Consider the following 14747-nt stretch of genomic DNA (forward strand, 5'->3'; position numbering starts at 1 on the left):
GGGGTTTGGGGTGAAACCCCAAGGGCTGCGCGCCCTGAGCGCAAAACTGACCGGCGTGAGCGAAGCGAACTCCTCTAGGGAACAGCGCCGCGAAGATCATCCACTGTGTCGATATCACCGAGCGTATCCACCAGCGCAACACGCGCGGCCCCAAGGCTCGCCATACTGTCCGATAACGCATGCTCCGACGACCAGCGGACATTGTCGAAAAGCGTCTCCGGCACCCGCACACGCTTCAACCCTACCAGCCAATACCCCCCATCCGGCGCCGGACCAAAGACCGCCTCATGACCACCCAATTCCCGAAAGGCCCGCACAATATGCGCTTTCCGTACCCCTGGAATATCGCCGCCGACGATGCACACCGGCCCCGGCGGCAGACCCCGCATCAGCCGCGCCATCCGCGCGCCCAGATCACCTTGTCCCTGCGGCACCCGCGACAGATGCCCGGGCCAGACCCGCGATGTCATCCCGGCCACATCCGGCGCCACGGCCAGCACCAGCCGCCAGCGCGGATCCTCGACCTCGCGCAGCAATCGCCTCACCTGATGCCGGAACCACCACGCCGCACCCACCATGCCGATGTCACGCCCCAGCCGTGTCTTGACCCGGCCTGGGCGCGGCTCTTTCAGCATGACAACCAGCGTCGGGCGCATCGCCTCAGCCGAAATAGTCGCGCAGGATGCGGGTATAGATCGCCTTGAGCTGCCCGATCTGGTCGACCGCCACACGCTCGTCCACCTGGTGCATGGTCTCGCCCACAAGACCGAATTCCACCACCGGGCAATGATCCTTGACAAAGCGCGCATCCGACGTGCCACCGGTGGTCGAAAGAACCGGCGCGATGCCTGTTTCCGCCTCCACCGCCGCGGTCACAAGGTCCGACAACGGCCCAGGCGGCGTCAGGAAACTCTCGCCCGAGATCTTGATCTGCACATCGCCTTTGACGCCGAACTCCGCCACAACCTTGTCCAGCTCTCCCCGGAGCCAATCCGATAGGCCCGCACCCGTATGGGCATCGTTGAACCGGATGTTGACGGTCGCACGGCACTCCGCCGGGATCACATTCGTGGCCGGGTTTCCCGTGTCGATCGTGACAACGGCTAGCGTCGAAGGATCGAAATGATCCGTGCCCGTGTCCAGCACATGGCAGGACAACCGGTCCATCAGCCGCGCCATGGCCGGCAGCGGGTTGCAGGCGCGGTGCGGATAGGCGGAATGCCCCTGCACACCGGTGATGGTGAACCAGGCCGAGAGCGACCCGCGCCGTCCTATCTTGATCATCTCGCCCATCTTGTCGGGGCAGGTCGGTTCGCCGACAAGGCAGACATCCATCGCCTCGCCCTCCTGCGCCATCCAGTCCAGCAGCGCCGTTGTCCCATCCTCGGCATCGCCCTCCTCATCACCGGTAATCGCCAGGATCACGGCCCCGTCAGGGGGCGTATCGCGCACGAAATCCACGGCGGCGGCTGCAAAGGCGGCCACGCCTGACTTCATGTCCGTGGCGCCACGGCCCCACAGATACCCGTCCCTGATTTCGGCTCCGAATGGCGGCATCGACCACGCCGCCTCGTCGCCCAGGGGTACGACGTCCGTATGACCGTTGAAGCCGAATGTCCTCGCCGCGCCCTTTTCACCCCAGCGGGCAAAGAGGTTCGACACCCCGCCGCGATCCACCCGGGTACAGGTAAACCCGGCAGCCGTCAGCAAATCCGCCAACACAACAAGCGCGCCGCCCTCTTCGGGCGTGATCGAAGGACAGCGCACCAGTTCAGCAGTCAGCGCAACGGGATCAGTGGGGCTATCTGGCATGGTTCCTCACGGGTCTTGGAGACACTCAATGCGGGCCTAGCGCGCTTTGCACCAAAGCGCAAATGCCGCAGAAAAGTCGCACCCCGCGCACGTCATTCCAAACAAAAGGAAAATTTCTTAACAGACGCGCTTTTTCTTGCTAACCAACTCTCGATAAAAGACCCGAGGCAGGGCAAAATCAGCAGGGCCGCAAAAGGCCCGATATCGAGCGGACAAGCAATTTGTCCATAAAAACAAGGCGGGGAAAACCCCGCTGCGCTGGCGTTTTGCGCTGTCTCCAACGGTGGGTTGGGGCAGTAAATGGTTGCAGGTACAGAGTTACCGATCAACAGGGGTGCCACTGCGACGCAGATGGCGCAGGAAATCTTTGGCGATGGCGTCACGATTGTCGGCGCGTCGTATACCGGCGATCAGGATTCGTCGGGCATCTACACGAGTGGCGACGCGATTTCGCCCGGCGTCACGCCTGGCGACAGCGGCGTCCTGTTTTCCACCGGCGACCTGCGCGGCTTCACGAACAACGCCTCGCAATCCAACCTGAATACCGGCACGACGACCGGCTCCAGTGGCCCCAACAACGATCCCACCTTCAATGCCGCCGCCGGAACCAGCACGTTCGACGCCTCTTACCTCGATGTCGATTTCATCCCCACGGGCGACGTGATGACGATGCAATTCGTCTTTGCGTCCGAGGAATACCCCGAGTTCACCAATGGCCAATTCCAGGATTTTGTCGGCGTCTGGATCAACGGCAATCAGGTCGATCTTGCCGTCGGCGATGGCGATATCGACCCAAACAACCTCAATTCCGGCAACAACAGCAACCTCTTCATCGACAACACTGCCGATCAGTTCAACACCGAGATGGACGGGTTTACCGTCACCATGACCCTGACCATCCCGGTGAATTCCGGGCAGCTCAATTCGATCCGGATCGGTATCGCGGACGTGGCCGACAACCGGTACGATTCAACGCTTCTGATTGCTGGGGACAGCATCCAGACCACGCTGGTCGCGACCGATGACACGTCGAACCTCTTTCCGACCGGCAGTAAGACGCTGGATCTTCTGGCCAACGACATCAACAATACCGGTGGCACGCTAACCATCACCGAAATCAACGGACAGGCCGTGACCACCGGATCGGTCGTGACCCTGTCCACCGGTCAGCAGATCACGCTGAATGCCAACGGCACGATCACCATGGTTGGCGATGGCGATATCGAGGATTTCTCGTTCACCTACGAAGTGTCCAGCTCGACCGGAAGCACCGATGTCGGCTTTGTGACCGTGTCCTCCATCCCGTGCTTTGTCGCGGGGACATTGATCCGGACCCCGGACGGCGAGACGCCGGTCGAGACGCTGGCACCCGGTGACCTGGTGATGACGCAGGATGACGGCCCACAACCCCTGCGCTGGATTGGGCAGCGGCGGGTTGAAGCCGCGGGTGACTTTGCCCCCATCCGCATTGCACAAAACACTTTCGGCACACACCGCGAACTGCTTCTTTCACCGCTGCACCGCGTTCTGATCCGCGACAGCCTGGCAGAGCTTCTGTTTGGCGAAGCCGAAGTGCTCGTCGCGGCGCGCGACCTCGTCAATGATCGAAGCGTGCGACGGGTCGAAGGCGGGATGGTGGATTACGTGCACATCCTCTTTGATCGTCATCAGGTCGTCTTTTCCGAAGGTCTTGAGACGGAGAGTTTCCTGCCCGGGCCACAGACCGCCAAGAGTTTCGAAGCCGAGATCGTGGAGGAAATCTGCACGCTCTTCCCCGAAATCGACCCCGAAACCGGCGCCGGGTACAGCCCCGCGGCCCGACGTACGTTGAAACGCTACGAGGCGCAGTTGCTCATGTCACGGGCGAGGGCCGCCTGAGATGGGATGGATTGGCATCGCCGACCGGAACGGCGCCATTTTTGACGCGGGCGGCCTCGGCAAAGAAGCGCGCGGCGGCGCACAGGGCACCACGCTGCCGCGGGGAACGCTGATGCTGGAAACCAGCCTGTCTGCCGACAAGAAGCCCCAGACCCTTCTGGAGTTTCACCGGCGCGGTGCCGGACCGGGAAGTTTTTCGCTTCAGATGCTGCCCGGTGGCAGCATCGTTCTGATCGACCGGGACGGCGATGACATTCGCCATGCAACCCTGGCGCATGATCCAAACAGCCGCACCGACAAGATCCGGCTGAGTTATTGCTGGGACATCCCCGGCAACCGGGCGCAGCTGACGCTGGAGCAGCCCGAAACCGACAGGATGCGGACCATCGCCTTCGCGCCGCCACAAGCGATCGCGATGACGGATCTGCGGGCGATGATCATGGAATCGACACAACGCGACCTGCATGCCGAGGTCGATTTCCTGGCCATCTCGTCCGAGGTCGAACCGGTCGGACCCATGCCCGGCCTGACCGGCTCCATACAGGTCGCCACGCCAAACGGCCCCGCCTATGCCGACCGTCTGCGCCGGGGTGATCTTGTCGAAACGGCCACGGGTGAACAGGTGCCGGTGCTGCACACGGTGCGACGCACTGTTCCCGCCCGCGGGAGTTTTTGCCCCGTTCTGATCCGCGCGCCCTATTTCGGCCTCGTACGTGATATCGTCGTTGCCCCGCAACAGCGGCTGGTCATGAGCGGCAGCGAGGTGGAATACATGTTCGGCAAGGAGGCCGTCCTGATCCCGGCGCGTCACCTCGTAAACGGGGTATCGACCTTCTTCGCCGATAGTCCCGATCTGGTGACCTACCACCATATCCTCCTTCCCGGCCACGAGGAAATCCTGGCCGCTGGATGCCCGGTCGAAAGCCTCTACATTGGCCGGCTGCGCCGCAAGCCAGAAGCTCTCGCCGCCAGCGTTCTCGCGGGCATCGACCGGTTCCAGCTTCCCGAACATCCCAAACCGATCTGGCCGGTCCTGAAACCCTTCGAGGCGATTACACTGGCCATGCACCGAGCCGCCTGAAGCAGGCCGCAAGAGGCCTATGCCCGCGACTCGGGCCTCTCAATCAAAAAACGGGGTCACCTGCGCCACGATCACCGCGTTTTCATCCAACGCGCGCTGCATCAGATCGCGTTCTTCGTCGCAGATCTCATGGCCCTCAGCCAGGCGTTCGTCCAACGTGCCATAGCCCGACACGTCGAGCGGTGCCGTATCGGCCTGTTTCAGGATCGCAACGGTCTCGCGCACCGCCTCGGCCTCATCCACGCCGCTGGCGTAAACCACAAGCGCCGCACCGGTGGCCTTATCGGCAAGCCCGTCGCCCTCCTTGCGGCCGATTTCGACCAGCAGGGTATAGACCTGCTGGCGCGATTTCTTCTTGGGTTTGTCAGTCACGCAGAAGCTCGTTGATCCCGGTCTTCGAACGGGTCTTTTCATCCACACGCTTCACGATCACCGCGCAATAGAGGCTGATGTTATTCTTTGTGGGCATGGACCCCGCGACGACGACCGAATAGGGCGGCACCTCGCCATAGAACACGTCGCCCGTTTCACGATCGACGATCTTGGTGGACTGGCCAATGAAGACACCCATGCCGAGGACGGATCCTTCGCGCACGATGCAACCTTCGACCACTTCCGAGCGTGCGCCGATAAAGCAGTTATCTTCGATGATCGTCGGGCCCGCCTGCATCGGCTCCAGCACACCGCCGATGCCGACACCGCCGGAAAGGTGTACGTTCTTGCCAATCTGGGCGCAGCTTCCCACCGTGGCCCAACCGTCCACCATCGAGCCCTCATCCACATAGGCACCGATGTTGACGAAAGAGGGCATCAGCACCACGCCCGGCGCAACGAAAGCCGACCGGCGCACGATGGATCCCGGCACGGCACGGAAACCGGCGCTGCGCCATTGATCTTCGGACCAGCCATCGAATTTTGACGGCACCTTGTCCCACCAACCGGCATTGTCGGGGCCGCCCTCGATAATGGCCATATCATTCAGCCGGAAGGACAGCAAAACCGCCTTCTTGGCCCATTGGTTCACATGCCAGTCGCCATTCTCGCGCCGCTCCGCCACGCGCAACGTGCCGCTGTCGAGCGCATGCAACGTATCCTCGATCGCGTCGCGGACTTCCCCGGTCGTCGCCGTCGTGATTGTATCGCGCGCATCCCACGCGGCTTCGATGGCTTGTTCAAGCTGGGCATTCGACATGGGTGGCCTCCCTTGGGTCAACTTTCAGATCTCGCAATCGCCTATATGACGTGGACGCGCGATGCGCAATGCGACGTGGCAGATGCCAATCGCGCCAGCAAAGGCGCGTGAGGGCGCGGAGGTGGGTGGGCGGGACGCGCCCGAGCGCGCCTTTCACCCCACCGGGTCGGGCGCCACGTTCCCACCACAAACCAGGACCGCCACCCGTTCCTCCGGCTCCGGGACATAAACGCCGGAAAGCAACGCCGCCAATGCCGCCGCACCCGCCGGTTCAACCAACTGGCGCAGCTCCTGCCAAAGCCATCGCTGTGCACCGATGATCGCATCATCACTCACGAGGACCGATGACACCTGTTGCCGTGATGCAAGCTCGAAACAGATATCACCAATCCGCCGCGCGCCCAGGGCATTCGCCGCCACCCCCGAAACCTCCACATCCACCGGGCCGCTCGCAAAGAGTGCCGCATGCAGCGCAGAGGCCCCTTCCGGCTCAACGGCCACAACCTTGCGCCGCCCGTCAAGCCAGGCCATCGCGCCCGCAATCAACCCGCCACCGCCAACGGCAATCAACACGGTATCGGCCTCAAGCCCCTGATCCTCCCATTCCGCCATGCAGGTCCCCTGACCGGCCACGGTCGCCGGGGCGTCATAGGCATGGACCTGCATCGCACCACGGCGCTCCTCGACCTCGCGCGCCTGCGCCAGGGCATTGGCGTATTCGCCCTGAACAACGGTGAGCTTTGCACCCGTCCGTTCGATCAGCGCGATTTTCGCAGGCCCCGCCATTTCCGGCACGAAAATCTGTGCGGTGTGGCCCAATTGTTGCGCTGCAAAAGCCACCGCGGCCCCGTGATTGCCACCACTGGCCGCAACAAGACCCGCCTCCGGCACCGGCTCACTCAGAAGCGTGTTGAACGCGCCCCGGGCCTTGAAACTGCCGGTATGCTGCATCTGTTCGAGCTTCAGGGCCACAGGCTGGGCAATACCGGGTACCGCGACCTCGATCACCGGGGTCCGCCGTACATGGCCACCAATCCGGTCACCTGCCGCGCCGATCAAGGTTTTCCAATCCATGCCACGCCCCTTTCGCTGGTCAATTCAGACCCGTTCCTATACGCCTTGTTAACCATACCCAAGCAAGGATATGCCGCATATGAAAGATGATCGCCGCAGCCAGTTCCGTGACGCCCATTCCGACCGCTCGTCGGCCGAGCAGGTCCCCGATACGCCGCAGACCCGCGCGCCGGCCTATCGCCTGGCCTTCAACGATCTGGACTTCATGTGCCGGGACGAATTACGCCCCGTGCGCCTGCAGCTGGAACTGCTCAAACCCGAGATGATCCTGAACGAGCGCGGCATCGAAAGCACGATTGTCCTCTTCGGCGGCGCCCGCATCCCCGACCCCACCAAGAAATCCGAGGCGCGTACAAAAACCCTCGCTGATCTGTCTGAATTTTACGACGAAGCACGCGAATTTGCCCGGCTGATGACCGAAAAATCCATGGCGAGCTACGGGCGTGAATATGTCGTTGCAACCGGCGGCGGCCCCGGCGTGATGGAGGCTGGCAACCGCGGTGCCGCCGATGCGGGCGGCAATTCCATCGGCCTCAACATCGTCCTGCCCCATGAACAGGCCCCGAATGAATACGTCACCCCGGGCCTGTGCTTCAATTTCCATTATTTCGCCATCCGCAAGATGCACTTCCTGATGCGCGCGCGGGCGATCTGCGTTTTTCCCGGCGGCTACGGTACGCTGGATGAAATGTTCGAGGCACTCACCCTGATCCAGACCGACCGCATGAATCGCGTTCCATTTCTGCTCTTCGGCGAAAAGTTCTGGCGCTCGATCATCAACTGGGAAGCCCTGTCGGACGCAGGCACCATCTCGCCCGAAGATCTCGACCTGTTCCGGTTCGTGGAAACCGCGCAGGAGGCGATGGCGGTTATCGACGGCTGGGAAGAGCCGGCCTGAGCCTCCCGTCAGGTGGTCTCGAGGCAATGCCTGCGGAACGCCCGTTTCAGCATGTCGAGCTCTTCGCGCAACAAGGTCATCTCGGCCCTGATGTCATAGCTCAGCGCATCGCCCGACATCAGCGCGAAACTGTCGAGCATCTCTCCTGACCTCTTGTCGCAAATGACAAAGGTCTGCACGCCGTCGGCAATGATCTCGACCGGGATCGGCACCCGGACGACCCAGAGGCCCTCTTCGGGCTTTTCCCGCACCTCCACCCCGGCCACGGGCTTCTGCAGATGGGTGACCTCGATCTCGGGCTGGTAGTTGCCCGTACCCTCATAGGTCAGGACACCTTCCCACACCCCCTCGAACAACCGTGTCTTGGTCAGTGTCAGCTCATCCATCAGGGCCTCCTCTCAGAACTCGGCGCGCGGCCGGCGGCCAAAGGTGAGATCACGCAGGATCACCTGGCTCATCTGCGGGTTCTCGAAAATCAGGTCGATCCACGCGCGCTCGATACGCTTTTCGTTGAGCTGGCTGTAGGCCAGGTCAAACTCGACCATCACGTCTTCTTCGTGGAGCGGCAACTCACGTACCAACTGCTCCGTATTCGGGCCATGCTTGATGTTGAGCCGCGCGAAGATCTCCAGCGGCTTTTCCATCTCCACGATCGTGTCCATGCGGATCAGGTGCCTGCGGGTCAGCTGATCCACCGCTTCGAACGGCAGATCCAGCACCAATGACAGGAAGGAACCGTCGAAACTGAACACGTCCATGCGCAGGCCGAACGGGGCCAGATCGGCCTCCCGGCTGTTGCGGATCTGGCGCAGGGTCAGTTCGGAATGGGCACAATCGTGAAACAATGTCACTTCGTCCCCCAACATCGACTTGCTCTGCACCGACGACATGCCCGGCGTGGCCAGAGGTTCGCGCCAGAGCGACGGACGCCACGACCAATCGGTCCCATGGGGCTTGGGGAAAGCACTGGACCCAATCATCGGCAGCGCCAGTCGGTTATCGGCAACCGAGACAATTTCATTCAATGAATACATCAGCTTACGCGCTCGGGCACGTTCCGCCCGCAGCAGGGAAAACCGCATTCTCGGCGCTTCGCGCGCCACCCTGCCCCAACGCCGTACCTCCCGCCGGTGACGGGCCCAGTCAAACAGCGAACTGCGAAGTCTTATCATTGCGGATCCATCTTGCCCTGGCTCCGTCCCAGTCTGCCCCACCTCATCCTTCCATAGCATTAACCACGAATTGGAAACAATCCACCTGTTTGGCATGAGGCCTGCGAGTGACCCGATGGAACCGCCTGACGTGATGACCTGTGGTCCGCTTGTGTCGCCCGATGTCCATTCAGAAATCTCAGCGGACGTTCTGAGTTTCCACCCGCGCGGAATTAAGGCCGCAGGCCGCCGCGCGATCGCCAGACCGCCCGCAAGGGCTGGCGATTTGGAGAGGTTGCGCAACCATCAGGGCTATTTCGAATTTGGCTGCGATAAAGCACGTCCCACGACCGTTGATCGCCATCCCGCGGTCTGGCAATCGAGCGGCTCGTTCATGAACACCCGCTTCGTCCTAAAGAGGAAAATGGCCCGACAGGCTTACCGTCGGACCAATTCGTATTCAGATATCGGCGTAGACGTGGCGTTCCTTGCCACCACCGGGGTGGGTCACGGCACCTTTATAGGTCTCGCCCACCAGTTGCGCGTATTTCCACAGCGCGCCCGAGGCATAGATTGTCTCGCGCGGGCCGGGCCAGCTTTCCTTGCGCTTGGTCAACTCTTCGTCGCTCAGATCAACACTGATTGCGCCTTTGATCGCGTCGATGGTGATCACATCGCCGTTTTGCAAAAGCGCGATCGGGCCGCCATGAGCCGCCTCGGGGCCGACATGACCCACGCAGAAACCACGGGTTGCGCCCGAGAAACGCCCATCGGTAATCAGCGCCACCTTCTTGCCCATGCCTTGGCCGGAAAGCGCAGCAGTTGTCGCCAGCATCTCGCGCATGCCGGGGCCGCCGGCGGGGCCTTCGTTGCGGATAACGATCACCTCGCCCTCTTCATAGGCGCGTTCCTGCACGGCGGCAAAAGCATCCTCTTCGCATTCAAACACGCGCGCGGGGCCGGTGAAGACCTGCTGCTCTTCGCTCATGCCCGCAACCTTCACGATGGCACCCGCCGGAGCCAGGTTGCCCTTGAGGCCAACAACGCCGCCGGTTTTGGAAAGCGGCTTGTCCACCGGATAGATCACCCGGCCATCGGCCTCGCGGGTGATCTTGTCGAGCGCCTCACCCATGGTGATGCCATCGGCGGTCATGCACTCCTCGTGGATGAGGCCCGCCTTGCGAAGTTCTTTCATCACGACCGGCACACCACCCACCTCGTAAAGGTCCTTGGCCACGAATTGCCCGCCGGGTTTCAAATCAACGAAATAGGGCGTGTCCTTGAAGATGTCACAAACGTCATCGAGGAAGAACTCGATCCCTGCCTCATGGGCAATCGCGGGCAGGTGCAGCCCGGCATTGGTCGAACCACCTGTGCAAGCCACGACGCGGGCCGCGTTTTCCAGCGACTTGCGGGTCACGACGTCGCGCGCACGGATACCTTTCTCCAGCAGGTTCATCACCGCCGATCCGGACGCCTCGGCATATTGATCGCGGCTCTCATAAGGTGCGGGGGCGCCGGAGGAATTCATCAAGGCAAGGCCAATCGCCTCTGACACGCAGGCCATCGTGTTGGCGGTGAACTGCCCGCCGCAGGCCCCGGCAGAGGGGCAAGCGACTTTTTCAAGCTTCTCCAACTCGCATTCGCTGAGGTTCCCGGCCTGGTTCTGCCCTACGGCCTCGAACACGTCCTGCACGGTCACATCCTTGCCGTCCAACCGGCCCGGCAGGATCGACCCGCCATAGAGGAAGACCGACGGCACATTGAGGCGCACCATCGCCATCATCATCCCCGGCAGCGACTTGTCGCAGCCCGCCAGCCCCACCAGCGCGTCATAGCAGTGACCGCGCATCGTCAGTTCGACCGTGTCGGCAATTGCCTCGCGTGAGGCCAGCGACGAGCGCATGCCCTCGTGGCCCATGGCGATCCCGTCGGTTACGGTGATGGTGGTGAACTCGCGCGGTGTGCCAGAGGCGTATTTGACGCCCATCTTGACCGATTGCGCCTGCCGGTTAAGCGCGATGTTGCACGGCGCGGCTTCGTTCCAGCAGGTGGCGACACCGATGAGAGGCTGGTGAATTTCCTCCTCGCTCATCCCCATCGCGTAATAATACGAACGATGCGGTGCCCGCGCGGGGCCTTCGGTTACGTGACGGCTGGGCAGCTTGGCTTTGTCGAATTTGGTCATGGCGAGCCTCTTGAAAATGTCCTGAACGGTCTAGGACAAGGGGCGGGGATGGGCAAGCCTGATGGCGGGGCAGCCGCCCGATTGCACTGCCACCGGTCCCCGCCTAGGGTGCGGTCATGCGGTATGACGCCTATGACCCCCTGATCGCCCCGGCACGACCAACAGCGGGCCTGCAATTCCTCATTGCGGGGATCGTCCTGACGATCCTGATCTACTATTCGATCAACTACCTGGTCTGGATGGTGATCTTTGCCATGCTCACCTCCGACCAGAGCATGGCCGTCATCACCACGATCGACCAATCCCGCACACCGGGCAGCGTCATCATCAACCTCTCGGTCTTCGCGCTTCTGTCGGTGTCCCTGGCCATCTCCGTCCGCGCCTTGCACCAGCGCGGCCTGATGTCGCTCATCGGACCGTTGCCCTGGGCGATCATGCAATTCCGCCGGGTTCTGGTGGGCCTGGTGTTGCTGCTGGCGGTCACCATGTTCCTGCCGATGCCGAACGAGATCACACCCCTCCCTAACCTACCATTCGGCAAATGGGTGATGTTCCTGCCGCTCACCATCATCGCCCTGCTGATCCAGACATCCGCCGAAGAGCTGGCCTTTCGCGGCTATATCCAAAGCCAACTGGCCGCGCGGTTTCCCAATCCGGTCATCTGGCTGATGGTGCCATCGGTGGTCTTTGGCCTCGTGCATTACGACCCGAGCCTGCCGGCGCAAAACGCGCTCATCGTGATCCTCTGGGCCACGCTTTTCGGCATGGCCGCCGCGGATCTCACCGCCCGTTCCGGCACGTTGGGCCCGGCCATCGCCCTGCATTTCGTCAACAACTTCAGCGCCATCGCCATCGCCGCCCCGCAGGGGCCATTTGACGGGTTGGCCCTCTACACATTTCCCTTTTCGCTGGCATCAACGGATGCCCTGACTACGTGGGCACCGGTTGACCTCCTGATCCTGCTTTGCTGCTGGCTGACCGCGCGATTAGCCCTGCGTCGTTGATTGCAATTCCCCGCGCGGCCCCTTATTTCTGATCCGCAACACGAACAACCGGACCATCGCTACATGAACTGGATCACCAATTACGTGCGCCCGCGGATCAACTCGATCTTTTCGCGCCGTGAGATGCCCGAAAACCTTTGGTCCAAATGCGATGAATGCGGCACGATGCTGTTTCACCGGGAACTCAGCGAAAACCTGTTTGTCTGCACCGGTTGCGGCCATCACATGGCGATCACGCCGCGCGAACGGTTCAAGACCTTATTCGACGGCGGGATTTTCACCGATTTGAAAGTGCCCGCGCCAAAAGCCGACCCGCTGCAATTCCGCGATCAGAAGAAATACCCCGACCGGATGAAGGCCGCGCAAAAATCCAGCGGTGAGGCCGAGGCGATGCTCGTGGCCACCGGCGAGATGGGGCGCACCCCGATCGTGGCCGCCGCGCAGGATTTCAGCTTCATGGCCGGATCCATGGGCATGTATGTCGGCAACGCAATCATCACCGCCGCCGAAGAAGCCGTGCGCCTGAAACGCCCGCTGATCCTTTTCTCCGCCGCGGGCGGCGCGCGGATGCAGGAAGGTATCCTGAGCCTGATGCAGATGCCGCGCACGACCGTGGCCGTGCAGATGCTGAAAGAGGCCGGCTTGCCCTATATCGTCGTGCTGACCCATCCGACCACCGGCGGCGTGACGGCGAGCTATGCGATGCTGGGCGACGTGCATATCGCCGAGCCCAATGCACTCATCTGTTTCGCCGGGCCGCGTGTCATCGAACAGACCATTCGCGAGAAGCTGCCCGAAGGGTTTCAGCGCGCCGAGTACCTGCTCGATCACGGTATGCTCGACCGCGTGACCCCGCGCCCGCAGATGCGCGATGAGCTCATTACCATCACGCGCATGCTGATGGGCCTGCCCCCGGCGGTCAAAGGCGACCTGCCCGCACCGGAGACACCCACGGCCGTCAAAGAGGCCGAGACCCCCGACGCAAAGCCCGCGGAAAAATGACCGCGCCCCATTCGGACATCATCCTTGAGAGGATGATGGCGCTGCACCCCAAGATCATTGATCTGACACTGGACCGTGTCTGGCGGCTTCTGGCGGCGCTCGACAATCCGCAGGACCGGTTGCCGCCGGTCATTCACCTCGCCGGCACCAATGGTAAAGGCTCGACCCAGGCAATGATCCGGGCGGGGCTCGAGGCGGCGGGCAAGCGTGTGCATGCCTATACCTCGCCGCATTTGGCGCGGTTTCACGAACGCATCCGCCTTGCCGGTGAGCTGATTTCCGAGGCCGATCTGACCGCGGTTCTGGACGAGTGCTATGCCGCAAATGGCGATGAGGCGATCACCTATTTCGAAATCACCACCTGTGCCGCGATCCTGGCGATGAGCCGGGTGCCTGCGGACTACACGCTACTTGAAGTCGGCCTTGGCGGCAGGCTCGACGCCACCAACGTGATTGCCAAGCCTGCGTTGACGGTCATCACACCGGTGTCTATCGACCATGAACAGTTCCTGGGTGACACCTTGGCCAAGATTGCCGGTGAGAAGGCCGGGATCATCAAGCGGGGCGTGACCTGCGTGGTCGGGCCGCAGGCAGAAGACGCGATGGACGTGATCGAAGCGCGCGCCGCGACCCTCGGCGCGCCATTGATTGCGCAGGGCCAGCACTGGCATGTCTTCCCCGAACGCGGCAGGTTGGTCTTTCAGGACGAACAGGGGCTGTTGGACCTGCCGATGCCAAACCTGCCCGGCGCGCATCAGATCGACAATGCCGGGGCAGCATTGGCGGTCCTGCGTCACTTGGGTCTCGGCGAGGTGGCTTGCGAGGCGGCTGTGACCTCGGCGCAGTGGCCGGCGCGGATGCAAAAGCTCGCCACCGGTCCGTTGGTCGAGGCCGCCCCACAGGCCGAGATCTGGCTTGACGGGGGCCACAACGCCGCCGCGGGTCAGGCGCTCGGCAGTCACCTTTCGACCCTGCCCAAACGTCCCACCCATCTGGTCTGCGGGATGCTGAACACCAAGGATGTGTCGGGATACATGAAACCGCTGGCGCGGCACGCCGATAGCCTCACCGCCGTCTCGATCCCCGCAGAGGCCAATACGCTGCCCGCGGAGGAAACCGCCGCCGCTGCGCAGGCCGTTGGCATCACTGCCAGCACAGCGGACAGCACCCTGGCCGCGGCAGAGCGCATCGCCCGGGACACGCCCCATGCGCGGATCCTGATCTGCGGCTCGCTATATCTGGCTGGTCATATTCTGCGGGATCACGGGTAAATCCACGTTATCCCCAATAAAATCACGATAATTCGGCGTTTCGAATCAGTTTCTGTTGACCGGCCTGATTCGTCTCGCCTATACCTGATGCAATTCGATAAAACGCACTGGCATTTCAGAACTCTGACTATTCACTGAAGACACCAGGCAGGACGGATTGAGGGGCCGGATCAACGGCCCCCTTTCTTTTTTATTG

Annotated in this window: 14 protein-coding genes; 6 read left to right on the forward strand and 8 right to left on the reverse strand. The window is 62.2% G+C overall.

The window, feature by feature from the left end; translation table 11 throughout:
- Positions 1 to 74: 74 nt before the first annotated feature.
- Positions 75 to 656: a TIGR04282 family arsenosugar biosynthesis glycosyltransferase gene (locus RBB29_RS04065; RefSeq protein ID WP_306112899.1), complete on the reverse strand. Its 582-nt coding sequence runs from the start codon at positions 654 to 656 to the stop codon at positions 75 to 77.
- A 4-nt stretch (positions 657 to 660) separates the two neighbouring features.
- A complete protein-coding gene (dapE, locus tag RBB29_RS04070; RefSeq protein ID WP_306112900.1) occupies positions 661 to 1812 on the reverse strand; it encodes a succinyl-diaminopimelate desuccinylase in 1152 nt (383 codons plus the stop codon).
- A 300-nt stretch (positions 1813 to 2112) separates the two neighbouring features.
- Here dapE and RBB29_RS04075 point away from each other — a divergent pair, with 300 nt between their 5' ends.
- Together RBB29_RS04075 and RBB29_RS04080 are read left to right on the forward strand one after the other, a co-directional pair.
- The gene (locus RBB29_RS04075) at positions 2113 to 3690 is read left to right on the forward strand and encodes a Hint domain-containing protein (protein WP_306112901.1); all 1578 of its coding nucleotides are present in this window, start codon (positions 2113 to 2115) and stop codon (positions 3688 to 3690) included.
- A 1-nt stretch (position 3691) separates the two neighbouring features.
- Positions 3692 to 4771, forward strand: a complete 1080-nt coding sequence (locus tag RBB29_RS04080) for a Hint domain-containing protein (protein WP_306112902.1) — start codon at positions 3692 to 3694, stop codon at positions 4769 to 4771.
- 39 nt (positions 4772 to 4810) lie between these two features.
- Here the strand turns inward: RBB29_RS04080 and RBB29_RS04085 are convergent, their stop codons facing one another.
- The 3 genes from RBB29_RS04085 to RBB29_RS04095 all read right to left on the reverse strand — a co-directional run bounded on the left by RBB29_RS04085 (position 4811) and on the right by RBB29_RS04095 (position 7037).
- The gene (locus tag RBB29_RS04085; RefSeq protein ID WP_306112903.1) at positions 4811 to 5143 is read right to left on the reverse strand and encodes a hypothetical protein; all 333 of its coding nucleotides are present in this window, start codon (positions 5141 to 5143) and stop codon (positions 4811 to 4813) included.
- Positions 5136 to 5963, reverse strand: a complete 828-nt coding sequence (gene dapD / locus RBB29_RS04090) for a 2,3,4,5-tetrahydropyridine-2,6-dicarboxylate N-succinyltransferase (protein ID WP_306112904.1) — start codon at positions 5961 to 5963, stop codon at positions 5136 to 5138. Before dapD ends, RBB29_RS04085 begins: the two co-directional genes overlap by 8 nt.
- A 153-nt stretch (positions 5964 to 6116) precedes the next feature.
- A complete protein-coding gene (locus RBB29_RS04095; protein WP_306112905.1) occupies positions 6117 to 7037 on the reverse strand; it encodes a threonine/serine dehydratase in 921 nt (306 codons plus the stop codon).
- A gap of 79 nt (positions 7038 to 7116) precedes the next feature.
- Between RBB29_RS04095 and RBB29_RS04100 the strand changes: the two genes are divergently transcribed.
- The gene (locus tag RBB29_RS04100; RefSeq protein ID WP_306112906.1) at positions 7117 to 7935 is read left to right on the forward strand and encodes an LOG family protein; all 819 of its coding nucleotides are present in this window, start codon (positions 7117 to 7119) and stop codon (positions 7933 to 7935) included.
- Between the two features lie 8 nt (positions 7936 to 7943).
- Here RBB29_RS04100 and RBB29_RS04105 read toward each other — a convergent pair whose 3' ends face one another.
- From RBB29_RS04105 to ilvD, 3 genes are all read right to left on the reverse strand, one after another.
- Positions 7944 to 8321 carry a hypothetical protein gene (locus RBB29_RS04105; protein WP_306112907.1) on the reverse strand — a complete coding sequence of 126 codons (378 nt, stop codon included), beginning with the start codon at positions 8319 to 8321 and terminating at the stop codon, positions 7944 to 7946.
- Between the two features lie 12 nt (positions 8322 to 8333).
- Positions 8334 to 9107, reverse strand: coding sequence for a DUF6478 family protein (locus RBB29_RS04110; protein WP_306112908.1), 774 nt, complete (start codon positions 9105 to 9107; stop codon positions 8334 to 8336).
- Positions 9108 to 9546: 439 nt separating this feature from the next.
- Complete coding sequence (gene ilvD / locus RBB29_RS04115) at positions 9547 to 11274, reverse strand: dihydroxy-acid dehydratase (protein ID WP_306112909.1); 1728 nt, start codon at positions 11272 to 11274, stop codon at positions 9547 to 9549.
- Between the two features lie 116 nt (positions 11275 to 11390).
- On the opposite strand from ilvD, the gene RBB29_RS04120 reads away from it, so the two are divergent.
- The 3 genes from RBB29_RS04120 to RBB29_RS04130 all read left to right on the forward strand — a co-directional run bounded on the left by RBB29_RS04120 (position 11391) and on the right by RBB29_RS04130 (position 14551).
- The gene (locus tag RBB29_RS04120) at positions 11391 to 12278 is read left to right on the forward strand and encodes a CPBP family intramembrane glutamic endopeptidase (protein WP_306112910.1); all 888 of its coding nucleotides are present in this window, start codon (positions 11391 to 11393) and stop codon (positions 12276 to 12278) included.
- Between the two features lie 63 nt (positions 12279 to 12341).
- Positions 12342 to 13280, forward strand: coding sequence for an acetyl-CoA carboxylase, carboxyltransferase subunit beta (gene accD / locus RBB29_RS04125; RefSeq protein WP_306112911.1), 939 nt, complete (start codon positions 12342 to 12344; stop codon positions 13278 to 13280).
- A complete protein-coding gene (locus RBB29_RS04130) occupies positions 13277 to 14551 on the forward strand; it encodes a folylpolyglutamate synthase/dihydrofolate synthase family protein (RefSeq protein WP_306112912.1) in 1275 nt (424 codons plus the stop codon). The genes accD and RBB29_RS04130 overlap by 4 nt, the downstream gene beginning before the upstream one ends.
- The last annotated feature ends 196 nt before the right edge of the window (positions 14552 to 14747 follow it).

Source organism: Roseovarius sp. MMSF_3359 (assembly GCF_030733385.1).
GTDB lineage: Bacteria > Pseudomonadota > Alphaproteobacteria > Rhodobacterales > Rhodobacteraceae > Roseovarius.

Coding starts and splice junctions, on each gene's coding strand:
- RBB29_RS04100 (WP_306112906.1), top strand. CDS start 7,117: ATGAAAGATGATCGCCGCAGCCAGTTCCGTGACGCCCATTCCGACCGC.
- RBB29_RS04130 (WP_306112912.1), top strand. CDS start 13,277: ATGACCGCGCCCCATTCGGACATCATCCTTGAGAGGATGATGGCGCTG.
- dapE (WP_306112900.1), bottom strand. CDS start 1,812: ATGCCAGATAGCCCCACTGATCCCGTTGCGCTGACTGCTGAACTGGTG.
- ilvD (WP_306112909.1), bottom strand. CDS start 11,274: ATGACCAAATTCGACAAAGCCAAGCTGCCCAGCCGTCACGTAACCGAA.
- RBB29_RS04095 (WP_306112905.1), bottom strand. CDS start 7,037: ATGGATTGGAAAACCTTGATCGGCGCGGCAGGTGACCGGATTGGTGGC.
- RBB29_RS04105 (WP_306112907.1), bottom strand. CDS start 8,321: ATGGATGAGCTGACACTGACCAAGACACGGTTGTTCGAGGGGGTGTGG.
- RBB29_RS04075 (WP_306112901.1), top strand. CDS start 2,113: ATGGTTGCAGGTACAGAGTTACCGATCAACAGGGGTGCCACTGCGACG.
- RBB29_RS04065 (WP_306112899.1), bottom strand. CDS start 656: ATGCGCCCGACGCTGGTTGTCATGCTGAAAGAGCCGCGCCCAGGCCGG.
- RBB29_RS04110 (WP_306112908.1), bottom strand. CDS start 9,107: ATGATAAGACTTCGCAGTTCGCTGTTTGACTGGGCCCGTCACCGGCGG.
- RBB29_RS04120 (WP_306112910.1), top strand. CDS start 11,391: ATGCGGTATGACGCCTATGACCCCCTGATCGCCCCGGCACGACCAACA.
- dapD (WP_306112904.1), bottom strand. CDS start 5,963: ATGTCGAATGCCCAGCTTGAACAAGCCATCGAAGCCGCGTGGGATGCG.
- accD (WP_306112911.1), top strand. CDS start 12,342: ATGAACTGGATCACCAATTACGTGCGCCCGCGGATCAACTCGATCTTT.
- RBB29_RS04080 (WP_306112902.1), top strand. CDS start 3,692: ATGGGATGGATTGGCATCGCCGACCGGAACGGCGCCATTTTTGACGCG.